Source organism: Nesterenkonia ebinurensis, assembly GCF_008711175.1.
GTDB lineage: Bacteria > Actinomycetota > Actinomycetes > Actinomycetales > Micrococcaceae > Nesterenkonia > Nesterenkonia ebinurensis.
Window position 1 is genome coordinate 21,562 of sequence record NZ_VWNF01000008.1, and the last position, 23,434, is coordinate 44,995.

Genomic DNA, 23,434 nt, shown 5'->3' on the forward strand with positions numbered 1-23,434 from the left:
TGGGAAGGGTAAGGACTACACGAAGGTGGTCAGAGCCGCGTCGCGGCCCTCCAGTTCGGCCCAGGGCTTGTCCACGGTGAAGACGGCGAGACCGGCCGGCGGCCAGTGTGAGGCCATCTGCAGCACGGCTTGTTCATCTGAGTCCGCACGGGCCAGCTCGGTGCTGAGGTCCTGGACCCCCGGCATATGGGCCACCAGCAGCAGGGTATGCACGGTTTCGGGAGTTTCGTTGATCACTGAACACAGAACCCGCGACGACGCCAGGTACAGCCGGTCATCAAGGCTGGGAGTGGGTGCCTTCTCGCCGAGTTCGTGGTTGAGCCAGATGCAGGTCTGCCGGGTGCGCATGGCCGAGGAGACTACGGTCATCTCCGGGATGTGCTGGGCAGCCAACAGCCAGCGGCCCACACCGCGGGCCTGCTGCTGGCCACGCTCGGTGAGGGTGCGCGAGTGATCATCCCCGGTGAAGCTGTGACCGGCCTCAGCATGCCGCAATACGAGCAGAGTTTTCATCAGGCCTCGTCTTGAGTCTTAGGTGAGCTTCTGTGGTGGATGAGCCGCAAGGGGCGGGCGGAGCCCTGACATTGGAGCCCCGTGCAAACGTAGCGCGTTTGTGCGGCCCGTGTCAGGGAGGAGGCGGTAGGAAACCATAAGGTGCCGCAACCGACCCGAGCGCAGCATATCGCCGCCACAGGAGCGTCCATCGATGCAGCGCTAGATTGAATACTCCGGGGCGGCCCAGACGGTGACTTCGGGGTGTTCGTAGAACCGGTACCCCTGGCCCCGGATGGTGCGGACAGTGTTGGCCAGGCGGCCGAGCTTGGAGCGCAGGCGGCGGATGTGGACGTCGATAGTGCGCTCATTGGGCATTTGCTCGAGATCTACGTGGCGCCAGAGCCGCTGCAGCAGTTCGTCGCGGCCCACGGTGCGTGATGAGTTGTCCACCAGGTAGTTCAGCAGCTCGAACTCCTTGTAGGTGAGGTTCAGGCCCTCGCCGTCCAGCTGGACCTCACGCCGGGCCAGGTCGATGAGCACCCCGGAGGAGGAGTGGGCCGACGGCGTGGCCTGCACCGGGGCTGGCTGCTCGGGCTGGGTTTTGCTGCCAACGGTGGGGTCGCCCAGGGCCTGCCGGACCACCTCGAGGTCGGTGCCCTCAGCTGCGGGCGAGGCCATAGCCATGGCGATGTGCACCTGGGATTCAGGAGCGATGTGCTCCACATAGTCGCGCAGTTCGGTGGCGATCCGGTGCAGCGAGGTGCCCTCGGCCTTGGCAGTGTCCTCGTCCAGTCCTACGTAGATGACGAACCCGCGGGCCACCACATCCGGGTGCACAATCTGGGTGCCGTTGATGCTGGGAGCCAGCACCGGAATCGGAGCAGTGCGGGGGTTGCCGTTTGCGCTGCCGGCGGCGCTGCCGTTGCGCATCTGGCGGGCCAGCTCAGCTCGTCGGGCAGCGTTTCTCACGGAAACGTGGACATACCCTGGATTTTGGGCCTGACTGAGCGGTGCAGACATAAGTTATCGTGAGTCTTCCTGGCTTGCGGCCGGGCGATGGGCCTTCTCAGCATCCCCGTAATATTTCTGAATTGCAAGTAACATAAGCCCCAAACTTCCAGATAATGAGATTTCTGAGGCGTTTTGTGGCATACGCCACTTATTATTCGGCCAGCCCGTACAGCCGGTCTCCAGCATCTCCCAGGCCCGGAACAATATAGGCCTTCTCGTTGAGCCTCTCATCGATGGCGGCCACGAACAGCTCCATGTCCAGCTCGCCCACCTCCTGTTCCAGTCGCTGGATGCCCTCCGGGGCGGCCAGCAGGCAGATGCAGGTGATCTTGGCCGCTCCGGCCCGCTGCAGGAACCGCACAGCCTCGGCCAGGGTTCCCCCGGTGGCCAGCATCGGGTCCAGCACGAACACCTGCCGCCCGGTAAGGTCATCAGGCAGCCGCTCAGCGTAGGTGACGATGTGCAGGGTCTCCTCATCCCGGGCCATGCCCAGGAACCCGACCTCCGCGGTGGGGATCATGGCGGTCATCCCATCCAGCATGCCCAGCCCAGCGCGCAGGATCGGCACCACCAGCGGCTTGGGCCCGGCCAGGGTGGTGCCGGTCATCGCAGCCACCGGAGTCTGGATTTCAAGCCCCTCGGTGGGCATGGAGCTTGAGGCCTCATAGGCCAGCAGCGAGACCAGCTCACGGGTGAGGTCGCGGAAGGTGTTGGAGGGGGTCTCCACCCGGCGCAGCTGGGTCAGCTTATGATCGATCAGCGGATGCGAGACAGCATGGGTGCGCATGAGATCAAACTAGCACCGCTGGGATCACAGTAGTGTGTCCTGCGTGAGCTTCTCCCCCAGGGACACGCAGACTCAGCACCGGTTGATGGGCCGGTGTCTTCAGCTGGCTGCCCAAGCGCCGGTTTGCGGGGATGTGCCGGTGGGCGGCGTCGTCGTCAGTGCTGACGGCGTGGTGCTGGGTGAGGGGTTCAACACCAGAGAGCGCGACGCCGCACCCGCCGGTCATGCTGAGCTGAACGCCTTGGCTGCCGCCGCTGCTGCCATGGGGACCTGGCGGTTGGACGGGTGTTCGCTGTTCGTAACCCTGGAGCCCTGCGCTATGTGCGCCGGGGCGATCAGCCAGACCCGGATCTCCACGGTGGTCTTCGGCGCCTGGGATGAGAAGGGCGGTGCTGCAGGCAGCGTGTTCGATGTGCTGCGCGAACCGCGGCTTAACCACTGGGTGGAGATCCAGCCCGGGGTACGGGCCTCGGAGTGTGCGGCGCTGCTGCAGGAGTTTTTTTCCTCCCGGCGGGACAGCGCTGGTTAAACCACCCGTCGCTACCTGATCTCCGTAAGTGGTTTAGGGTATGAGGTACCGCCAAGGGCGGCGGGGTACGAAATCTGAGCTTATGAGCGGAGGGCTCTCATGAACATTTTTGACGGTGGTGTCATCCTGCCGGTCATCGGGCTGGTGCTGGTCATCGCGATTGCGATCGGCGCGATTGTCTCGCGGTACAAGATCGCCCAGCCCAATGAGGCGATCATCATTACCGGCTCAGGGTCGAGCCGGCGCAGCGATGATGGCCTTCCGGCGGCTCAGAAGATTGTCCAGGGCGGGGGAACCTTTGTCATCCCGTTCGTGCAGCAGGCCCACCGGATGTCGCTGGAGTCGCGGAAGATCACGGTCTCCGCCTCGGCGATGTCCAAAACCAATATTGAGATGAACCTCACCGCCATCGCGATCGTGAAGGTGGGCGGCTCGGATACCTCGGTGCGGGCTGCCGCCCAGCGCTTTTTGTCCAAGCAGGATGAGATCGTGCCGTTCACCACTGAGGTGCTGGAAGGCTCACTGCGCTCGATCATCGGCACGATGACCGTTGATGAGATCATCCGGGACCGCTCCGCCTTCGCCACCCAGGTGGCCCATGAAGCGGCCTCCTCCCTGGAGGGTCAGGGCCTGGAGCTGGACACCTTCACCATTCAGCGGATCGCCGATGACGGCGACTACCTGCAGAACCTGGGCCGGCCTGAGGCAGCTGATGCCCGGCGCCAGGCGGAGATCGCTGAGGCCAACGCCGAGCGCGAGTCCGAGTCCGCACGCATCTCCGCCCAGCAGGCCATTCTGGACAACCAGCGCGAATACGACCTGCGCGAGGCTACCATCCGCGAGGAGACTGACCAGGCCAAGGCCCGTGCCGAGGCCGCCGGCCCCCGGGCAGAGGCCCAGGCCCAGCGCGATGTGGTCGAGCAGCAGCGCGAAACCGCCCAGCGGCGCGCCGAGCTGCGTGAGCAGGAGCTGATCGCCGAGGTCCACAAGAAAGCTGACGCCGACCGCTACGCCACTGAGCAGGCTGCCGAGGCCCGCAAGGCCGAAGAGATTGCCCAGGCCCAGGCCGAGGCGGAGCGGGTGCGTTTGGCCGCCCAGGCTGACCTGGAACGCCGTGAGGCTGAGTCTAAGGCGGTGCGGCTTGAGGGTGAGGCCGAGGCTGATGCCATCCGCGCCCGTGGTGAGGCTGAGGCAGAGGCGATGAACAAGAAGGCTGACGCCTACGCCCGGTACGGTGAGGCTGCCATCCTGGACCAGATCGTCGCCGTGCTGCCTGAGGTGGTCCGCGAAGCAGCCAAGCCCATGGAGTCCATCTCCAGCCTGACGGTCATCGACTCCGCCGGCGCCTCCAAGGTGGTCAAAACCGGCCTGGAGAACGCCACCCAGGGCATGGAGCTGCTGAAGTCGCTGACCAATGTGGACCTAGCTGAGCTGATCAGCCGCTTCGGCGGGGATATCGCCGTGGGAACCGAGGGTGATCCAGAGAACGACGACGCCGCCGCGACAGTGCCGCTGAGTGACGAGGACTCATGACCTGGTTCATCCTCATCGCCCTGGGGTTCTCCGTCATCCTGATGCTGGCAGTGATCTTCGACGGCGTGCTGGATGCTGTCAACCTGGACTTCGGCGGGGACGGAATCCTCTCTGCCACCACTATGTCGGCGGCGGTCGCCGGCTTCGGCTACGGCGGCTGGATCGCGATGGCAGGGTTCGACGCCTCAATGGGAGCGGCCGTGGGGGTCGGACTCGGCGTGGCGGTGCTCATCGCGCTGATCGCCGCTAAGTCGGTGCGACTGATCCGGCGGGCCGAGACTCCAGGCAATGATCCTGAGGAGAAGATCGGTCGGACCGGCACGGCAATCACCGGGGCCGCCGCGGGCGATCCTTTCGAGTTCTCCCTGGTGCACCGGGGCCAGCCGCGCAAGCTGACCGCCGTGGCCGATGAGGATGTCAGCCCCGGGGAGGCCCTGACCATTGAGGCGGTCCTCTCCCCCAGCCGGATGAAGGTCACCAAGACATAAGAGGCTCCGCGGGGTTGCCGAGCTGGTAACATGGATAGGCGCGTTTTCGCGCGTCAAGGTAGCGTGTCCGAGCGGCCGAAGGTGCAGCACTCGAAATGCTGTGTTGGGTAACCCCCAACCGTGGGTTCAAATCCCACCGCTACCGCCAGCCCCGCTACGGCGGTATCATGGGAGCGGATTCGCCCCACCAGGACAGGGCTACTCACTGTAATCCTGGTTGGTTCCCGCTGCTCTTACGATTTTCGTCTGCGGGTAGCGAGCTTCTCGATGCCCATGACAGTGCAGACGAAAGTGGTGAGGATGAAAAGGAGCTCGATCATGTCCTGCCTCCTTTCCAACCAGCCAGACGGCCCGGTCGGCATCTTCAGAGTAGATGGCCGGTCGGACTTCTGCTGAAGGGCTGTGGATAACTCTCGTGAGCATTTCTGTTGTGGCCGTGGGCAAGAAGCATGAGTCCTGGGTTGCCGAAGGTATTGAGCGGTACAGCAAGCGGCTGCGCAAGCCGTATGACCTGAGCTGGAAGCTGCTGCCACATTCATCCAGAGAGCACGACGCCGCCCGAGACGAGGAATCTGCCAAGATCCTCAGTGCACTCACACCGCACCAGCATGTGATCCTCCTGGATGAGCGCGGCACCGATATCTCCTCTCCCAAGCTGGCAGCCCGTCTGCAGCGACAGTTCGACACTGCCCGCGGCGTCGTCCTGATCATCGGCGGGGCCTACGGAGTCAATGCTGAGCTGCAAGCTCGAGCAGATTTCACCTGGAGCCTGTCCCAGCTGGTCTTCCCGCACCAACTGGTGCGCCTGATCCTGGCCGAACAGATCTACCGTGCCCAGGAGATCAGCGCCGGAAGACCCTACCACCATGAGTGAGTCAACAGTGGCGGAGGCCGGGACCAGCAATGTAGTGGGCATTCTCGGGGCTGGCCGAGCCGGCACCGCCCTCGCCCGGGTGATGCTGGCCGCCGGGATCCAGGTGGACATCTGCTCCACCCGGCCGCCCAAAGCGCTGCGCCACCACCTGAAGATCTACGCCCCTGGGGCCGAGTCGGTCTGGCCGGAGGAGGTGGCAGTGCGAACTCTGCAGCGGGGGGCCGGCGTCGTCGTGCTGGCCGTCCCCCAGGAGGAGCTGGACGAGGTCGATCCGGAATGGGTGGCTGGCACCGTACTGGTGGATGCCACCAACACCTGGCATGACGAACTGCTGCCCGGCTGGCTGCAGGCTGCGGTGGATGAGCAGCTGCCCAGTTCAATGGCGATCGCCGGACGGTTCGGCGGGTCCGGTGGGGCAAAGGTGGTCAAGGCGCTGAATCACATCGCCCACCACGATCTGGAGGAGACCGCGCATCCGGAGCTGCCCCTGGCACAACGCCGAGCAGTGGCTCTGGCAGGCGATGACCAGGATGCCTGCGCCCGGGTGATGGGGCTGTTGGTGCGGATGGGCTTCGACCCGGTGCGCCTGGGCGGACTGCCGGCTGGGAAGATCATGGAGCCGGATGGACCGCTCTTCCACCGCTCGTTGCGCCGTGATGACCTGCTGAGGTACGCCACCTAGCTCCGTTGCCCCACCCACCCGCGACCGACATCTCCCTCCTTGGGATTGGCCGCCGGCAGCGATAGTCCGCCCCACACCCTAGAGTGGAGTGATGGGCTCACTGGACCGTTTCTCGGAGGCGACGCGTACCTGGTTCGCGGCCTCCTTCGGCGCCCCGACCCCTGCTCAGGAGGGGGCTTGGGAGGCCATCTCCCTGGGGAAGAACGCCCTGGTGGTGGCCCCCACCGGGTCCGGCAAGACTCTCTCCGCTTTCCTCTGGTCCATCGACAGGCTGATGAGTCAAGCAGCCGACGAGCCTTCAGGTGCGGAGGTCGGCGCCGCCGCAGCCGGCTCAGAGCCCAGCGGGGTCTCCCCGCCGGCGGGACTGATACAGGTCCTCTACATCTCACCGCTGAAGGCGCTCGGAGTGGATATCGAGCGGAATCTGCGCAGCCCGCTGGTGGGCATCGGACATACTGCACGGAGGCTTGGGACCGAGCCCGGGGAAATCTCGGTGGGGGTGCGCACTGGGGACTCCACTCCCAAGGAGCGCCGGGATCTGGTGCGGAATCCCCCGGAGATCCTCATCACCACCCCGGAGTCCCTGTACCTGATGCTCACCTCTCAGGCGCGCCGGACACTGACCGGGGTGAACACGGTGATCATCGATGAGATCCATGCCCTGGCCGGGACCAAGCGCGGTGCCCATCTGGCGGTCTCCCTGGAACGGCTGGATGAGCTGCTGCGCACCGGTGCGGCGGGCCGGCCCGCACAGCGGATCGGGCTCTCCGCCACTGTGGAGCCTAAAGATGAGGTGGCCCGGTTCCTAGGTGGGCATACCCCTGTCGAAGTGGTGGCCCCGCCCGCAGAGAAGAAATGGGATATCACCGTCTCGGTCCCCGTGCCGGATATGGCCTCACCCACCTCAGAGAGCGTTGAGAACGACGACGCCGGCACCAGCTCTAAGCCTCTGACGCCCTCCATCTGGCCGCACGTAGAGCGGAAGGTGGCCGACCTCATTGCCGCCAACCGCTCCACCATCGTGTTCGTCAACTCCCGACGACTTGCCGAGAAGCTGACTGGCCGGATCAACGAGATCGCGACAGGCGCCTCCGCTACTGGAGACCCGAAGAATCCAGAGGATTCTTCGGACAGTGGTGGGGAATTGGCCAAGGCCCACCACGGCTCGGTATCCAAGGAGCACCGCAAGCAGATCGAGGAGGACCTCAAATCCGGCCGGCTGCGCTGTGTGGTGGCCACCAGCTCCCTGGAACTTGGCATCGATATGGGCGCGGTTGACCTGGTGGTCCAGGTGGAGGCCCCGCATGCGGTCTCCGCGGGGCTGCAGCGGCTGGGCCGGGCCGGCCACCAGGTGGGAGAGGTCTCGGTGGGCTGGTTCTTCCCCAAGCATCGCGGCGACCTGCTCAGCTCCGCGGTGGTGGTGGACAGGATGCTTGCCGGGCGGATCGAAACGCTGCGAATCCCCCGCAACCCACTGGACATCCTGGCCCAGCAGACCATCGCGGCAGCCGCCACGGACACCCTGGATGTGGAGGAGTGGTTCGAGACGCTGCGCCGCTGCGCCCCCTTCGCCACCCTGCCGCGCTCCGCCTATGAGGCCGTGCTGGATCTGCTGGCCGGCAAATATCCCTCCGACCGCTTCGCCGACCTGCGACCCCGCCTAGTCTGGGACCGCGACGCCGGGACTCTGAGCGGCCGACCTGGGGCCCAGCGGCTGGCGGTCACCTCCGGGGGCACCATTCCTGACCGCGGCTTGTTCGGCGTCTACCTGGTGGGCGCTGAGGATTCCCGCACCGGCGGTCGCCGGGTGGGCGAACTGGACGAAGAGATGGTCTACGAGTCCCGGGTGGGCGATGTCTTCGCCTTAGGCGCCACCAGCTGGCGGATCGAGGAGATCACCTTCGACCGAGTGCTGGTCTCTCCCGCCTTCGGCCAGCCGGCCAGTCTGCCGTTCTGGCGCGGCGACGGAATCGGCCGGCCCGCGGAGCTGGGCGAGGCGCTGGGGTCTTTCACCCGCCAGCTGCGCAGCACCTCCGAGCCCGAGGCCATCGGCCGGCTCTCCGAGCTGGGACTGGACGAATGGGCACAGCAGAACCTGCTGCGGTACCTGCAGGAGATGCACGAGGCCGCCGGGGCGGTCCCCACCAACCGCACCCTGGTGGTGGAGCAGACCAAAGATGAGCTGGGCGACTGGAGGATCATGCTGCACTCCCCCTACGGGATGCAGGTACATGCCCCCTGGGCGCTGGCCGTCGGCGAGCGCCTGCATGCCCGCTACGGTATGGACGGGGCGGTCTTCGCCGATGACGACGGGATCGTGCTGCATGTTCCGCTGATGGATGATGAGCCCCCGGGCGCTGAGCTGTTCCTCTTTGAGCCTGATGAGCTGGAGGAGATTGTCATCCGTAAAGTCTCATCCTCCGCGCTGTTCGCCGGCAGGTTCCGTGAGGCTGCCGCCCGTGCTCTGCTGCTGCCGCGGCAGAATCCTGGCGCCCGTACGCCCCTGTGGCAGCAGCGTCAGCGCTCCGCCCAGCTGCTGGAGGTCGCCCACCAGTACCCGGACTTCCCGGTGATTATGGAGACCATGCGTGAGGTGCTGCAGGATGTTTATGACCTGCCTGCTCTGGATGCGCTGACTCGCAGGATCGCCCAGCGGAAGGTCCAGCTGGTCGAGGCGCGCACCCCGACCCCCTCCCCCTTCGCTCAATCCCTGGCCTTCGGCTATATCGCCCAGTACCTCTATGAAGGGGACTCTCCGCTGGCCGAGCGCCGGGCCGCCGCCCTGAGCCTGGACCCCAAACTGCTCAACGAGCTGCTGGGCCGGGTGGAGCTGCGTGAGTTCCTGGACTCGGAGATCATCGCCGAAGCTGAACGCTATGCTCAAAGGCTGACCTCCGAGCGCCGACTGCCGGCTGATGGCGAACGCGGCCCCGAATCGGTGGCGGATCTGCTTCGACTGCTCGGCCCACTCACTTCAGAGGCCCTCGCCGAGCGGCTCAGAACAGAGAACGACGACGCCGATAGCGTGAGTGACGCGCCTGAGATCGGGGGTCCGCCTCGGCCGGCTGCGGCGGCCCCGGCCTCAGCGCCTAAAGTCCCAACACACATCGCCGCTCAGCTTGCCGAGGAGCTCGTCACCGCTCAACGGGTCATACCAGTCACGGTTCAGGGACAGCATCGCTACGCTGCGGTGGAGGACGCCGCCCGGCTGCGTGACGGGCTGGGGGTCAACATTCCACCCGGGGTTCCTCAGACCTTCCTTGAGCCGGTGGCTGATCCGCTGGGTGATCTGGTGGGCCGCTATGCCCGCACCCATGGTCCCTTTACTGCTGAGCAGCTCAGCAGTGCCCTGGGCCTGCCGATGGCGGTGGTCGCTGATGTGCTGGGGCGTCTGGTGAGCCAGCATCAGGTGGTCGAAGGGCTCTTCACCCCAGCGGCTCAAGCCCCGGTGGAGTACGTGGAGGCAGGCATGCTGCGCCGGATCCGCCGTCGTTCCTTGGCCGCTCTGCGCGCTGCCGTGGAACCTGTGCCGCAGCGGGCCTATGCTCAGCTGCTGGCCGAATGGCAGCAGGTCAGCCCGGAGCCGCAGGCCTCAGGCATCACTGGTCTGGCCGAAATCATCGCCCAACTGGCCGGGGTGCCTGCCCCGGCCAGCGCCTGGGAGCGGTTCATCCTGCCTGCCCGGGTCCATGACTACACCGGCTCCATGCTGGATGAGCTGCTGACCCGCGGTGAGGTGATCGCCGTCGGCCGCGGGGCACTCACCGGGCATGACGGCTGGCTGGCCCTCTACCCCGCCGAGGATGCTGCTCTGATCAGTGCAGCAGCGCAGTCCAGTCCTGCGGCACCTCCCGCCGAAGAGGGGTTGACCGGCCAGGTGCTCGCCGTGCTGGAACGCGGCGGGGCCTGGTTCCCCGAGGCCCTCGCCAGACAGTGTGCCGAATTCCCGGAAATAGCAGAGCAGACAGACTCATTCGGGGGAAATCAGCACACCGTCTCGGTGCAGGAGGTGACTGAGTCGCTCTGGGAGCTGTTCTGGGCCGGCCGAGTGCATCCGGATAGCTTCGTCCCGCTGCGGGACTTTATGGCCGGCGGGTCCACTGCGCACCGAGCCAAGCCCAGCGCCCGCAGTCGGCGGGTCTCCCGACGCACTGCCCTGCGCCAGGCCGTGGCCGCCGTCCGCGCTGAGACGAGCAGCACCTCCGGCGGGCGCTGGCAGCTGATCTCCCAGCACCGTGCTGAACCCACCGAGGTAGCCCACGCCCGGGCTGAGATCCTGCTGGACCGCTACGCGGTGCTGACCCGCGGGTCGGTGACCGCCGAGCAGGCCCCGGGCGGATTCGCTGCCGCCTACAAAGTGCTCGTCGCCGCTGAGGAGGCCGGAAGCGTGCGCCGCGGCTACTTCGTAGAGGGCCTCGGTGCTGCCCAGTTCACCATCAGCGCCACCATCGACCGGCTGCGTGAGATCGCCGAGGCCCTGGAGAACCAGGATGCGCTTGCCCCTTCCGCCTTACCCGGCTCCGCTTCGCTATCAGTGCTGGCTCTTGCCGCCACCGATCCAGCCAACCCCTTCGGCGCAGCCCTGGACTGGCCTGAACCACCGGCCGCTGAAGGAAATCCGGCCGCTAAAGCACGCCCGGGCAGGAAAGCCGGCAGCGTCGTCGTCCTCTGTGCCGGTGAACTGGTGCTCTACATGGAGCGCGGCGGGCGGACCATGCTGCTCTACACCGAGGACTCCCAGCTCATGGATGCCGCAGCCGGAGCTCTGGTGGCTGTCCTGCGCCGGGCCAGAACGGCGAAGCTCGCAGTGCAGAAGGTCAACGGGGAACCGGTGCTCGGTCACCGATTCGCCGACTCTCTGAAGACTGCCGGATTCCACTCCGTCCCTTCCGGGCTGCGCTACACGCCCTGACCCCCGAGAGAACCTGGTACACCCCTCTAGTCTCAGATTGAGCCTGTTGCACCCCGGGGGTCTCCGGGGAATCAAGCAGCATAGGCTAATGTGTCACCATGATTCTCTGCCTGCCGTTTCTGATGTTCCAGGGCCGCGCCCAGGAGGCTATCGACCATTACCTGAAGGCCTTCCCCAATGCTGAGCTGCTGGAGATCATGCACCATCCTGAAGGCACCGAGATCTTTGACCCTGCCCATCAGGGTGACGCCGCCGCTCCTGATGCCGGCACCTTCCCCACCGGATCGATCACTAATCCCGATACGGCGGCGATGGAGACGGTGGTGGACTGGGAGAAGACCCTGGTGGCCACCGCGCAACTGCAGCTTGGTGGACAGATCCTGATGATCCAGGACTCCCTGGTCAAGCACGAGTTTGACTTCACCCCTTCGATTTCGATCGCCGTGGTGGTGGAGTCAGCTGAGGAGTTCAGCCAGGTCACCGAATCCCTGGCCGAGGACGGGGAGTACCTCATGGAGCCTGGCGACTACGACTTCGCGCAGAACTATGCCTGGGTCAGAGACAAGTTCGGGGTGACCTGGCAGGTCAACCACCCGCACCGCACCCCCGCCCCGGAGGAGGCTCCCGACTCAGCGGCCCATGCTGCCCCGGCCCGTGCCCCGGAGTGGAGCTGAGCTGCACTGACATGAAGCTTAGCCGCTGAGATGCCCCTGAACTCCCCACTGCCGGTGCGCCGCGGCGTCAACGCCACCCGGCTGCACCTACCTGAGACCGGCCCCTGGCCCACGGTGCACGACTATCTGCTGGAGCGGTTCGGGCATATCGACCCCGCCAGCATCACCACCCGGTTCCACGACGGGGAGGTGGTCGACTCAGCCGGGATCCCGCTGAGCACCAGCACACCCCTGGGTGCCGCCGAGTTCATCTGGTACTACCGCAGCCTGCCGGAGGAGACCCTGCTGCCGGTGACTGAGGAGGTCCTGTTTCAGGACGATCATCTGGTGGTGGCAGATAAGCCGCATTTCCTGCCCACTACCCCGGCCGGCCGATATGTGCAAGAGTCACTGCTGGTGCGACTACGCAACCGGCTGCACCTGCCGGATCTCACCCCCATCCACCGACTGGACCGGGGTACGGCCGGATTGGTGCTCTTCGCCAAGAACCCTGAAACCCGGGGAAAGTATCAGCTGCTGTTCGAACGCCGCCAGGTCGACAAGACCTATGAGGCGATCAGCGCCGTCACCGGTGACCGGCAGCTGACCGCGGCCCGGTTCCCGGTGACCGTGCGCAACCGGATCGCCAAGACCAAAGGGGTGCTGACCAGCCAGCTGATGCCCTACGCAGCAGAAGACTCCAGGTGGGAACCGCGACCTCTGGGACCTGTGCAAACGCCTGAGCGTTGGTACGGGCCAGGTCGTGGCGCCTCCCATGACCACCTGGCCCGCGTCCGCCGCCGGAAGAAGACCGGCACCGGCCCTAACGCGTCCTCCCGTATCGAGCTCCTTGAGCTGGGGCTGAGCCGGGCAGGCCGCAGCGTCGTTCATCTGCGGCTGACTCCGCATACCGGAAAAACCCACCAGCTGCGGATCCACCTGGCGATGCTGGGCTTGGGCATCCTGCACGATCGGTTCTACCCGGAGCTGCTGGAGGATGCTCCGGACGACTTCAACGCCCCATTGCAGCTGTTGGCGCGCCGTATCAGCTTCATCGACCCGCTCAGCGGTGCCGCCCGCAGCTTCACCTCCACGCGTAGACTTGTCGAGGCCCCGGTCAGCACGGGCCAGGAGGCATGAGCGGAGCGCCCGGGGCGGGCTGGAGGGGGGTTCGATGACTGAGCTGCTGGAGGACTGGGGAATTTGGTTCCTCCCGCTGCAGGCCCTGCTCGTCGCATTGACCGCGTTGGTGCCGCCCTTCCCCGCCGAGATCATGGTGATCGCCTCCGGGGCCTTCGCCTCCGCGGGGCAGCTTTCCCTGTTCTGGGTGATGGTTGCCACCACCGCCGGCTGCCTGGCCGGTGATCTGCTGCTCTACATGCTGTTCCGGTATCAGCTGATCCGGGTGCTCTACCGCTGGCGCTGGGGCCGGCGGATGCACCGCGGCATGCTGCGCGCTTCGATCCGGGCCGGAAGCGTCACCACCCTGGTGGGGCTGCTGCTGGTCCGCTGGATCCCGGGTGGCCGGGCTGCTTCGATGGCCACTGCCGGGATCATGCGCCTGCCGATGCCCCAGTTAGCGGTGCTGTCTGGTCTCGGCGCGCTGATCTGGAGCGCCTGGCTGGTCGGCTTAGGTTACATTACGGGAACAACTACCGGAGCACCCCCCTTGGTGAGCACTCTGATCGCCCTGGGGATCGGTACCCTAGTGGGGTTGACCATTGCCGGGCTGGCAGCCAGACGACGTCGGAGGGAGGCCACGTGAGCGAGCTACCACGTCCTGAGTCCTCCACACCCGGTTCCGGCAAGTCAGCCGATTCACCTGATTCGACCACAGCTGAGACTGAGCCTCCAACCAGTACGACCACACCCGATGAGCCGGGGACTTCCGGTTCCGCACCGAGTGCCGGCTCCCCTGAAGAGCTTGAGCCTGCGGAGTCTGCGAGCTCCGTGCCGAGCGCTGACTCCCCCGGCTCTGCTGAGGAAGAGGACTCAGACGAAGACCAGAACTCTGATGAGCAGACTTCTTCAGTGCCTGCAGAGCCCAAAGAGCCAGCAGCGCTGACCGAGCCCCCGACCCGCACCGGGGTGGCTCCGATCATCAACGTCCCCTCCGGACCAGATAAAGGGCTCGGCGGGTTCTTCGACACTCTGGACGAACGAGCCAAGATCTGGTGGGCCACCAGGGATGAGCGCAAAGCCCGGCGGAAGACCAAAGCCGAGGCTGCCCGGAAACAGAAGGAGGCCCGGGCAGCAGCAGCTCCAGCCGCTGCATCACAACGTGTGGAGAGCCCGGCGCAGCACACAGCTACACCTCTCGGGCGCACCAGCTCTGCTGATCTCAGCCTGCCCAAGCCCCCGCCGCCGGAGCAGCGTCCGCCCGGCCAGCTGTTCACCGGCGCTATCCCGCAGGTCGGTGCAGATCCCTCCGAAGATCCTCTGCCTGAATCCCCCGGGGACACAGACGCTCTGCCTGAGTTCCCGGTGCGCCCTGAGGCCGGCGAGGACCAGACCACGGTGATTCCGCCCTACCGCGATGATCCGGCTGCGCCCGAACCTGCCCCGGGGTCTGAACCAGCACAAGATTCCCGAGTCCGCCGGGAGCTGGACGCCCAGCGCCAGCGCACAGTGATCGCGCAGAAGGCCGCCGCCATTGAGAAGGCCACCTCTGAGCACAGTCCGCGCCCCTACGGTGGTGCCGGGACCATTGGTGCCGGCACCGCAGGCACCGACTACCCGCTGCCGGCCTATGAGTTCGCCGACGACGAGGAAGATCTCTACACCTATATCCCGCCCTATAATCTGCCTTCCCGGGACCCCGGGTCTGCGCCCACCCAGTGGGATCTGGCCCGTCGGATCACCGTGAGCCTCGGTGCGGTGTGCGCACTGCTCTCGTCCTTCTGGATGTTGGGCTGGTTCGGCACCAGCGAGGAGCGCCCGGCCATCCTTCGTCAGAACGGGCTGAAAGAGGAGCTGGCCTCCGGCATGTTCTCCGGGGAGCATGCGCTGCTCTCCCCGGACCACACCTGGTACTGGATCTGGCCGCTGATCACCATTGGCGTGGTGGTCCATGCCCTGTACCAGTGGCGCCCCTCCCAGCACTCCACTCCCCGGCAGCAGCGCTCCGGTTGGCTGGTGGCTGCGGCCAGCATCTTCATGCTGGTGATGACCTATGCGCTCTACAGCGGGCGGTTCACCATCGCCCTGTTCAGCTCCCTGGTGATTGCCGCAGCGCTCACTGAGGCGATCCGCCAGTTCAATCTGTATACGGCGCGCTCGAACACCGAACGTCAGCTCACCGATGACATCGTGGGCCTGTTCTACGGGTTTGCGCTGGTCCAGCTGATGAGCGCCCTCTCCGTCTGGCTGACCAACCGGGGGTGGGAGCTCCTCGGCCTGCCGGCACTGTTCTGGGCCGGGATAGGACTGTTTCTGGCGGTGTGGACGGCGTCGTTCTATGCGATGACCGAACGCGGCCGGATCACCATCGCTATGGGCTTAGCCTGGGGGCTGTTCTGGCTGATCTTCCCCCGCATCCTCGGCGAGGTCACTTCCACCACGGTGGCATTAGGGGCTGCCCTGGGCGCCTTCATCGTGATCATCTGCACCCAGTCCCGTCGGCACCGGATCAACCACGCCGAGCGCCGCGCCGCCATGGGCCGCCCCCTCGAAGACATCATCTGAGCACTGCCCTGTCCCGGCGGCGGGCCCAGGTGCCGCAGCTACGGTGCTCCACGATCGCTTTGGAAGACCTCGGGCAAGCGCGAGTCCTTCACTCGGCTCCATCGGATCACCTGTTTGTCTCTCGGCTGCGCTGCCGCTGCCATCACGCCCGAAGTCACTGCAACGCTTCGCTTGCAGCTCACAGCCAAAGTGATGTCATGAGACGATGAAAGTATGTCCGTGCGTACACCTGATCCGAATCCCGGCTGGCTCAGTGAAGATGACCTCTATGAGGCCCGGCGCCGGCTGCCCATGGTCTACGTGGAGGCCATCCCGGTGCGGCTGGATGCCCTGGGCTATATCACCGAGATCGGCCTGCTCTACACCGCTGACGATGACGGCCGGTTCTACCGCACCGTAGTCTCCGGGAGGGTCCTCTACCGTGAGACCATCCGGGCCGCCCTGATCCGACATATTGAGAAGGACCTCGGCTCCCTGGCCCTGCCGCAGCTGCCAGTCTCTCCGGTCCCTTTCACGGTGGCCGAGTACTTCCCCTACCCCTCGGAGACCGGTTTGGTGGACGATCGCCAGCATGTGGTCTCCCTGGCCTATATCGTGCCGGTCAATGGGGAGTGTTCCCCCCGCCAGGACGCACTGGAGCTGTCCTGGCTGACTCCTGAGCAGGCCCTGGCGCCGGAGGCGCAGGCTGAGTTCATCGGCGGCCGGGAGCAGCTGATCCGGCAGGCCCTGGCCCATGTAGGACACACTGGCTCATGACCACTCCTGCACCAGAGCGCACCAACGCACGACGCCGCCCCCGCACCACCCGCGAAGACTCCCCTCAACCGCAACTGAAACTGGGTCTGGTGGGCTGGATCATCTCCTGGCTGGCGCCCACCGCTCTGATGGGCGGGGTTCTGCTGGCGCTGAGCTTCTTTCCCGGGCTGGACGGGGAAGGGTATCTGACCCCACTGATCCCGCTGCTGGGCGCGGCGGCCGTCCTCGTGGGTGTCCCCGGGACCCTGCTGGTGAACTGGCTGCTGCGGCACCAGCTCAACCCGGTGGTGCATGTGCTGGGCTATGTGCTGGTGGGTCTGCTCTACGGGCCGGTAGTGCTCTTCGCCGGAGCCGGTGGGCTGGTGCCGATGCTGATTCCGATCATCGGCTTTCCGGCCGGTGTGCTGCTGGGCATCGGCCGCTGGATCGCCCAGCCCCTGGCTGAGATCACTGACCCGGAGAGCACCGAGGCCGCCACAGGGTCCCAGACCAGCACAGAACCACAGACCAGAGTCTGAAAAAGAAATGGGCTCGGGCGGTGCCGTTCTCACCGCCCGAGCCACAGGTCGGACGAGCCGTACTGGAGCCGTTGCACCGAAACTCCAGGTGCTCAAGTCCCACCTGAGTGGAGTGCACCGTTTCTGCACTGCCTCATAGATTCTGGTCCATGACCTGAGCCCGGGCTAGTCAACTTTTGGCTAATTCTTGGCACAAGCTGCGGCAGCTTTCAGGAGCGTTTCATCCCAGAAACCCGCACCTCCCACTGACCTTGATCGTTGTATCCGGCCTGGGCGGTGCCACCGAAGGCCTCTGCACGGTCGCGGACCCCGATCAGCCCAGTGCCGGTGGCACTGAAATCGGGCCCTCCCCTGTATGAGTCCTGCACGGTGTTGGTCACACACATGGCCACGTGTTCGCCGCCTACCTCGATCTCGATCCAGCATGCGGCGCCCTGGCCTGCGTATTTGGCCACATTGGTGGTGCATTCCTGAAGCATCCGGTACAGGGCGGCCCCCACCGATCGGGAGAGCTGGTCTACGTCTCCACTGAGCTCGCGGTGCACTGTGATGCCCAGGCTTTCCAACCGTTCAGCGAAGATCTCGGTTCCGCTGCGGATCTCCAGCTCGCTGGCGTTGGAGATGGGTGCGGCGGCGTCGTCCAGAATCTTCTCGGTCTTCAGCAGGTCCAGCATGCGGCGCAGATCATTCAACGCGGCCCTGGATGAGTCACCGATCACCCGGACCGCCTCCCGGTAGGCGGAATCGGTATCGCGCAGCTGGGCGGCCCGAGACTGCATGGCGATGATAGTAATGTCATGGGCCACAATGTCGTGCAAGTCCCTGGCGATGGATTTCCGCTCCGCGGCTTTGGCCTGCTCATGGCGCTGCTGGATCTCCTCAAGATCCCGAGTGGACTGCAGCGACTCATCAGTGGCGTGCCGGAAGGATGAGCCCAGACCGTAGGCGGCGAGCAGGCCGGCAGTCATCCCCAAGAAGGTCAGGGAGCCCAGGGCGGCGTCGTCGATGGTCACGCCCAGTCCGGCACCCCACAACACTAACAGCCCCAGGCCGACCCGGCGGAAGGGCTTGGTAGTGTTCTGTGCAGCTAGTCCGGCCAGCAGCAGAGCCAGCAGCACCGAGTAGACCACCCCATCCACGAACAGTGCCACGATCAGCATGCCCAGGCCGGTGGCTACCGCGTAGGTGACGTTGACCCAGAGCAGCATGATGCAGCCGATGGAGATGATTCCGGCCACCGCCAGACCCACCGGTGCCTGATCGCTGTAAACCAGCTCGTAGATGACATCGGCCCCCAACGCGATGCCGAACGCCAGGGTCACGATGATCAGAAGCCACTTGTTGAGGTCGCGGCAAGACCAGAATCCGCCTGCCTCAAACTCCTCGACGACGGTCTGTGACGATTCGAAGGGCGGTGCCATGGCTCCAGTGTAGAGACCCGCTTCGTGCTCACCGGAAGCACACAGGGAGCGTCCAGGAAATGATCGGAAGTCCCTCTAGGATTGCACCATGACCATAGACGAGCACAACGCTGACAGAAGGGCCACAGGCAAGAACGCCGAAAGCACCGGGGCTGTCGATGTGCTCATCGCTGAAGATCATCCGATGATGTCCACCGCGCTGCGCACCTATGTGGATTCCTCCCCCGGGATGCGCTGCGTGGGCGAGGCCCGCAACGGGGAGTCCGCTGTGCAGATGTGTAAGACCCTGCACCCCGATGTAGTGATCATGGATCTGCATATGCCCTCCATGGACGGGATCGCAGCCACCAGGAGCATCTGCGAGTGCTTCACCGAGGTTGCAGTGCTGGCGGTGACCACCTTCTCCACTGAACGCTATGTGATTCCTGCCCTGCGCGCCGGCGCCGGGGGCTATATCGTCAAGGATGCCGAGCCCGAGCAGATCATCCAGGCCGTCCGAGAGGTGCATGAAGGCCTGGCGCCCTTCTCCCCCGCAGTGGCTCACCAGCTGATGGTCTCGGTGAAGAACGACCCGGCCCAGGTAGCCACCGCACTGCAGCGTTTCCCCGAGGCCCCGCATATTCCGGCCCGCGAGCTGGAGGGACTGGAACTGCTGGCTCAGGGCTGTTCCAATGCTGAGATCGCCAAAAAGATGCTGGTCTCCGAGGCCACCGTGAAGGTGTATATGGGCAGGCTGATGCATCGCCTGGAAGTCCGCGACCGGGTACAGCTGCTGATCCGCGGTGTAGAACTCGGGCTCGTCGAGCCCTCGTTGAGTTGATCCTGGCGGGTGGGGCGGACACCTGACCTCTGGGCCCCGCGCGGATGCGGAGCTGCCGAGTGTGCCAGGCCAGGAACCCCGCTCGCCTCTCATTCTGCTTCCGCGGAACTTCACGCGCTTCGCTCGCAGCTCAGTTCTGGCGACCGGGCAGCCACATAAGTGACCTTCGGGTAACATGTGTCGTATGACACATGCGCCTGATTCATCTGCTGATCTCACATACGACGTCGCAACCCCTCTAGACCTGGACTACTACGGCGTCTTCGCTAACGTTCCTGAGGTCGATAAACGCTGGTGGGCTACCGCCCGCCAATTCGGCACCGGACTTGAGGAACGGATGACAGAGCACTGGGAGAAGGCCGAGTTCCCCACCGATCTGGTGCGCGAGGCGGGCAAGCTGGGCATCTTCACCGACGGGGTGGATGTTTCAGAGATCGGCTTAGAGACTCTCTCCCCGATGGCTGCCGGGCTGGTCAATATGGAGACCTCGCGGATCGACGGGTCGCTGGGCACCGCGCTGGCAGTCCAGGGTGGACTGGCACTGCGCACCCTGGCCCTGTTCGGCTCCCAGGAGCAGAAATCGCAATACCTTGCTGATGTGGCCTCTGGACAGGTGCTGGGCGCCTTCGCACTGACCGAGCCCACTCACGGCTCGGACTCCGTCTCCCTGGAGACCGCCGCTGAACTGCGCGGGGATGAGCAGACCGGAAGCTATGTGATCAACGGTGCCAAGAAATGGATAGGCAACGGCGCCTCTGGAGGCGTGACCTTTACCTGGGCCCGGGTCGCTGGCGGGGAGTTCGACGGCCAGGTGCGCTGCTTCCTGGTGCCGCAGGAAACCCCGGGGTACCGGGCAGAGGTGATCCAGCACAAGGCCTCCCTGCGGGCCATCCACCAAGCGCTGATCCAGTATGACAATCTCGAGGTTCCGGCCAGCGCAGTACTGCCCGGGGCGAAGTCATTCAAGGATGCTGCCACCGTGCTCTTTGCCACCCGTCTAGGCGTGGCCTGGTCAGCGGTAGGCCATGCCGCGGCCTGTGTGGAGGCCGCGCTGAGCTACGCCAAGGCGCGTAAGCAGTTCTCCAAGCCGATCGGGGCACACCAGCTCGTTCAGGAGCGGCTGACCTTCATGGTCTCCGAGCTGACCAGTATGCAGCTGCATGTGCGGCGGGTGACCGAGCTCGACGCCGCCGGCCAGCTCTCCGGCCCGCAGGCTTCCATGGCCAAGTACCACAACACCCGCAAGGCCCGGCAGATCGCTCAGGTGGCCCGGGACATGCTCGGCGGCAACGGCATCCTGCTCTCCAATAAGGTGGCCCGGCATATGGCCGACATTGAGTCGGCCCACACCTATGAGGGCACCGAGTCGGTCCAGTCGCTGATCATCGGCCGCGACCTCACCGGCTTCTCCGCCTTCGCCTGACTCTATGTCAGTCCAGGACATTGAAACCTGCATCGGCCTCTGCTAAAAATACTGCATCAGTTGCTGCGGATATTCTGCACTTATTTATCTCGTTGAGCGTGCGGAACAGTTGTTCGACAAGTATTTTTACAGGAGACAAGGACCACTCATGTGGAATATCCGCACCAGATAATGCAGGATGTCCGCATTCTTCGATGTAGAATGTCCGCAAGCCGCTTGAACCTACCTACCGCCGCCGCTTCGCCCAGGACCTTCTCCTCGAGAAACTGTCGCACAGTCCTGTGGTCATTGTTGAAGGGGCGCGGGCCGTCGGCAAGACCCGCCTGGTCCAGACCCTTGTCGAATCAGGACATATTGCCCAGTACGTCACTCTGACCGATCCGGAGACTCTCCTTAGAGCACAGTCAGATATCAAGAGCTGGCTGAGGGCTTTGCGGCAGCCATTCGTCATCGACGAGGCCCAGCAGCTTCCCGAACTTCCGCTAGCCCTCAAGCACTTCCTCGATGAGAACGCCGATCAGATTTCCTGTGTTCTCACCGGCTCCGCAGCCCTCGGCCGCCAGGGATTCGGTGGCAGTGATCCCCTGACACGACGGGCAATGCACCTGAGACTGGAACCTTTGACCGAAGCTGAGCTCTTCGGGGAGGCTCCTGAGGCTTGGTCAGTTGTGGATAAGCTATTCACCGCAGATCCCTGGGTACAGCATCCCAACGACGACGGTGCCTGGTGGAGGACGGCCCTGGTCCAGGGAGGAATGCCCAAGAACCGGCTCTCGCCGCGCCCTGCAGCAGGCCGTCTCTTTCAGACTCGCGTTCGGTCAGAGGCAGAGGGAATCGTGACCGATGATGTGCTTCCGGGTGAACGGTTCGACCGTGACCGGGCTCTGACGATCCTGGAGTATGTTGTTCAGAATCCTGCGGGAGAGATCAATGCTGAAGCCATTTCCCGAGCGGCGGACAGTGACCCACGCACCGTGCAACGCTATCTGGACATTCTGGAGCGTCGTTTCCTCATCCACGAGCTACGGAATCTGCAACTGCCGAAGAAGAAGTCCACCCGGAGCACGGCCAAGGCGTACCCCGCAGATATTGCGCTCTCCCCGTCTTTCCTCAATCTAGAGGGCATTGATGACGCTGACGATATGGCCAGAGGCGGCCTGCTGGAAGCATTCGTGGTGCAGCAGATCCGCGCGCATGCCACATGGGCTGAGTGTCACGTGCAGGTTCTCCACTGGCGGTCGTACCGCAACAAACGAACCGTGGAGGTAGACATTGTCCTGCGGGACGCCCGCCGCCGATTGGTGGGGATCGAGGTGAAGTCTTATCCCTGGATCCGCAGTGACACTTTCCACGGGCTCAAAGCCCTGCGGGAAAAGTATCCCGACCATTTTCATCGGGGCTACGTCATCGCTCCAGGTATGGAACTCGGTCCCTACGGAGAGGGAATGTGGACCCTTCCACTAGACACTCTCCGTGATCCCTCCCTTTGGGAACATTGAACACTCGCCGAATCCACCCAGTCGCAAGTTCACCGGCTGTCACCTCACCGGCTTCTCCACCTTCACCTGGGCCTGGAGGGATCTAAGCCGCCGAATCTAGACTTCCGATTCGACCTTCTGATTATCAATGGCCAGATCGCACGCGATCTGCAGGGATCGCAGCCGCTGGACAGCAGCACCAAGACCGACTCTCGCCAGCCGCCTAGCAAGGGCAAGACTGACCGCGGCACGGCTATTGAGCACGCGACTCAGGGCAACGCGAGACACGCCAAGTCGCAGAGCAGCTTCACTCACGCCAAAACCTAACTCGTCGACGATTTCTGCCCGAAGGCTCTCTCCAGGATGGATCGTGAGGTATATTTTACTACCGTTATCTCCTAGTGGTAGTCCTTGTAGCCAACCAATTCGACGTCGTGTCCCACGAACCTGAAGGTCACTCGCCAGCTCCCATTCACACGGATTGACCAGTGGCCGACCCAATCGCCTTTGAGCTGATGGACCCTGAACGACGGCAGACTCACATCCTCTGGCGTCTAAGCCACATCCAGGTGTCCAAGTAACACGTCACCGCTGCTTAGCCGAACCGCTGGGGGTCAAATAAGTCTATAGGGTGCTCGGTCTACCCGTGCTGGACGAGGTCTGCGAGGATCTCCCCGACCACCGGCACAAATTTGAACCCGTGCCCGGAGAACCCCCAGGCGATAGCTACCTGGTCATGCTCGGGATGGGACCCGATCACGAAGTGCTCATCCGGAGTCACTGAGTACAGGCAGGTCTTCGCCTGCACCACCGGGTAGCCCAAGTGGGGAAGCAACTCCCGGGCCCGGGCCAGCATGGTCTCGTTCTCCTCCTCAACCACAGCCCGGTCCACCGTGCTGGCCATGGTCGGAGTGCCCAGCCGGAAGAAGCCGAGCTTGAAACCCACCGGCCGGCCCGTCGGTCATCGGGAACCTATAGATCTGATGGTTGCCATAGGTCTGCTCCACATAGACCGGGTGCTGCTGCTCGTCCCATGCAGCCTGCGGCGCTGCGGCAATGTCCGGCCAGGGCGCGCACCTCGATTCCCCCCCCCCAGCGGTGGCTGACCACCAGGTGGCAGGCTCCCCGAAGCGCAGATCCGCCCCGTACCGGGCAGTCATCTCGGCGTTGGCGATCACCGTCTACTCCGGGCGCACGTAGCCGGCGTTGTCCTCGTGGAGCCCTAAGGCGTCCTCTTGCGGAACTTAGAGCGTGCGCCAGTAGGCGGTGTGTCGGTGACCCAAGACAGGCACGGGCCCCGGTAAAGGAAGAGGTGTTCTACGCCGCCTTCCTTCCCCGAGGTGACCCGTGCCTGCACTGCCATCATTCAT

General features: G+C 64.7%; 23 protein-coding genes and 1 tRNA gene. 16 read left to right on the forward strand and 8 right to left on the reverse strand.

The window, feature by feature from the left end; genetic code table 11:
* Positions 1–15: 15 nt before the first annotated feature.
* The 3 genes from F0311_RS03300 to upp form a co-directional block, all read right to left on the reverse strand.
* Positions 16–513: a SixA phosphatase family protein gene (locus F0311_RS03300; RefSeq protein ID WP_150460541.1), complete on the reverse strand. Its 498-nt coding sequence runs from the start codon at positions 511–513 to the stop codon at positions 16–18.
* Between the two features lie 201 nt (positions 514–714).
* Positions 715–1,515: a winged helix-turn-helix domain-containing protein gene (locus tag F0311_RS03305; protein WP_150460542.1), complete on the reverse strand. Its 801-nt coding sequence runs from the start codon at positions 1,513–1,515 to the stop codon at positions 715–717.
* 142 nt (positions 1,516–1,657) lie between these two features.
* Complete coding sequence (upp, locus tag F0311_RS03310; protein WP_150460543.1) at positions 1,658–2,293, reverse strand: uracil phosphoribosyltransferase; 636 nt, start codon at positions 2,291–2,293, stop codon at positions 1,658–1,660.
* Between the two features lie 43 nt (positions 2,294–2,336).
* Here upp and F0311_RS03315 point away from each other — a divergent pair, with 43 nt between their 5' ends.
* The 13 genes from F0311_RS03315 (at position 2,337) to F0311_RS03375 (ending at position 16,922) form a co-directional block, all read left to right on the forward strand.
* The gene (locus tag F0311_RS03315) at positions 2,337–2,822 is read left to right on the forward strand and encodes a nucleoside deaminase (RefSeq protein ID WP_396897410.1); all 486 of its coding nucleotides are present in this window, start codon (positions 2,337–2,339) and stop codon (positions 2,820–2,822) included.
* A gap of 99 nt (positions 2,823–2,921) precedes the next feature.
* Positions 2,922–4,355, forward strand: a complete 1,434-nt coding sequence (locus F0311_RS03320) for a flotillin family protein (protein WP_150460544.1) — start codon at positions 2,922–2,924, stop codon at positions 4,353–4,355.
* Positions 4,352–4,843, forward strand: coding sequence for a hypothetical protein (locus F0311_RS03325; protein ID WP_150460545.1), 492 nt, complete (start codon positions 4,352–4,354; stop codon positions 4,841–4,843). The genes F0311_RS03320 and F0311_RS03325 overlap by 4 nt, the downstream gene beginning before the upstream one ends.
* A gap of 57 nt (positions 4,844–4,900) precedes the next feature.
* Positions 4,901–4,991 (forward strand) — tRNA-Ser (locus F0311_RS03330).
* A gap of 267 nt (positions 4,992–5,258) precedes the next feature.
* Positions 5,259–5,717 (forward strand): 23S rRNA (pseudouridine(1915)-N(3))-methyltransferase RlmH, encoded by a 459-nt coding sequence (gene rlmH / locus F0311_RS03335; protein WP_191089713.1) that lies wholly within the window; start codon positions 5,259–5,261, stop codon positions 5,715–5,717.
* Positions 5,710–6,399, forward strand: coding sequence for an NADPH-dependent F420 reductase (locus F0311_RS03340; RefSeq protein WP_150460547.1), 690 nt, complete (start codon positions 5,710–5,712; stop codon positions 6,397–6,399). Before rlmH ends, F0311_RS03340 begins: the two co-directional genes overlap by 8 nt.
* Before the next feature lie 91 nt (positions 6,400–6,490).
* Complete coding sequence (locus tag F0311_RS03345) at positions 6,491–11,311, forward strand: DNA glycosylase AlkZ-like family protein (protein WP_191089714.1); 4,821 nt, start codon at positions 6,491–6,493, stop codon at positions 11,309–11,311.
* 98 nt (positions 11,312–11,409) lie between these two features.
* Positions 11,410–11,985 carry a VOC family protein gene (locus F0311_RS03350; protein ID WP_150460563.1) on the forward strand — a complete coding sequence of 192 codons (576 nt, stop codon included), beginning with the start codon at positions 11,410–11,412 and terminating at the stop codon, positions 11,983–11,985.
* Positions 11,986–12,015: 30 nt separating this feature from the next.
* Entirely contained in the window at positions 12,016–13,104 is a 1,089-nt protein-coding gene (locus F0311_RS03355; protein ID WP_150460549.1) for a pseudouridine synthase, read from the forward strand.
* A gap of 34 nt (positions 13,105–13,138) precedes the next feature.
* Positions 13,139–13,729: a DedA family protein gene (locus F0311_RS03360; RefSeq protein ID WP_150460550.1), complete on the forward strand. Its 591-nt coding sequence runs from the start codon at positions 13,139–13,141 to the stop codon at positions 13,727–13,729.
* The gene (locus F0311_RS03365) at positions 13,726–15,648 is read left to right on the forward strand and encodes a hypothetical protein (RefSeq protein ID WP_150460551.1); all 1,923 of its coding nucleotides are present in this window, start codon (positions 13,726–13,728) and stop codon (positions 15,646–15,648) included. The genes F0311_RS03360 and F0311_RS03365 overlap by 4 nt, the downstream gene beginning before the upstream one ends.
* Positions 15,649–15,861: 213 nt before the next feature.
* Complete coding sequence (locus tag F0311_RS03370) at positions 15,862–16,404, forward strand: NUDIX hydrolase family protein (protein WP_150460552.1); 543 nt, start codon at positions 15,862–15,864, stop codon at positions 16,402–16,404.
* Positions 16,401–16,922, forward strand: coding sequence for a hypothetical protein (locus F0311_RS03375; RefSeq protein ID WP_150460553.1), 522 nt, complete (start codon positions 16,401–16,403; stop codon positions 16,920–16,922). The genes F0311_RS03370 and F0311_RS03375 overlap by 4 nt, the downstream gene beginning before the upstream one ends.
* Before the next feature lie 209 nt (positions 16,923–17,131).
* On the opposite strand, the gene F0311_RS03380 is transcribed toward F0311_RS03375, so the two are convergent.
* The gene (locus F0311_RS03380) at positions 17,132–18,343 is read right to left on the reverse strand and encodes a sensor histidine kinase (RefSeq protein WP_150460554.1); all 1,212 of its coding nucleotides are present in this window, start codon (positions 18,341–18,343) and stop codon (positions 17,132–17,134) included.
* An 88-nt stretch (positions 18,344–18,431) separates the two neighbouring features.
* Here F0311_RS03380 and F0311_RS03385 point away from each other — a divergent pair, with 88 nt between their 5' ends.
* Entirely contained in the window at positions 18,432–19,163 is a 732-nt protein-coding gene (locus tag F0311_RS03385; protein WP_150460555.1) for a response regulator, read from the forward strand.
* Positions 19,164–19,347: 184 nt separating this feature from the next.
* Positions 19,348–20,586 (forward strand): acyl-CoA dehydrogenase family protein, encoded by a 1,239-nt coding sequence (locus tag F0311_RS03390; RefSeq protein ID WP_150460556.1) that lies wholly within the window; start codon positions 19,348–19,350, stop codon positions 20,584–20,586.
* A gap of 7 nt (positions 20,587–20,593) precedes the next feature.
* On the opposite strand, the gene F0311_RS03395 is transcribed toward F0311_RS03390, so the two are convergent.
* Positions 20,594–20,797: a hypothetical protein gene (locus F0311_RS03395; RefSeq protein WP_150460557.1), complete on the reverse strand. Its 204-nt coding sequence runs from the start codon at positions 20,795–20,797 to the stop codon at positions 20,594–20,596.
* A 70-nt stretch (positions 20,798–20,867) separates the two neighbouring features.
* On the opposite strand from F0311_RS03395, the gene F0311_RS03400 reads away from it, so the two are divergent.
* Complete coding sequence (locus F0311_RS03400; protein ID WP_150460558.1) at positions 20,868–22,085, forward strand: ATP-binding protein; 1,218 nt, start codon at positions 20,868–20,870, stop codon at positions 22,083–22,085.
* Positions 22,086–22,181: 96 nt separating this feature from the next.
* Here F0311_RS03400 and F0311_RS03405 read toward each other — a convergent pair whose 3' ends face one another.
* From F0311_RS03405 to F0311_RS18370, 3 genes are all read right to left on the reverse strand, one after another.
* Entirely contained in the window at positions 22,182–22,529 is a 348-nt protein-coding gene (locus F0311_RS03405; protein ID WP_223881109.1) for a HigA family addiction module antitoxin, read from the reverse strand.
* On the reverse strand, positions 22,463–22,606 hold the full coding sequence (locus F0311_RS18945) for a type II toxin-antitoxin system RelE/ParE family toxin (RefSeq protein WP_150460559.1): 144 nt from the start codon (positions 22,604–22,606) through the stop codon (positions 22,463–22,465). The genes F0311_RS03405 and F0311_RS18945 overlap by 67 nt, the downstream gene beginning before the upstream one ends.
* A 98-nt stretch (positions 22,607–22,704) precedes the next feature.
* Positions 22,705–23,010, reverse strand: a complete 306-nt coding sequence (locus F0311_RS18370) for an FAD-dependent oxidoreductase (RefSeq protein WP_223881107.1) — start codon at positions 23,008–23,010, stop codon at positions 22,705–22,707.
* Positions 23,011–23,434: the final 424 nt, after the last annotated feature.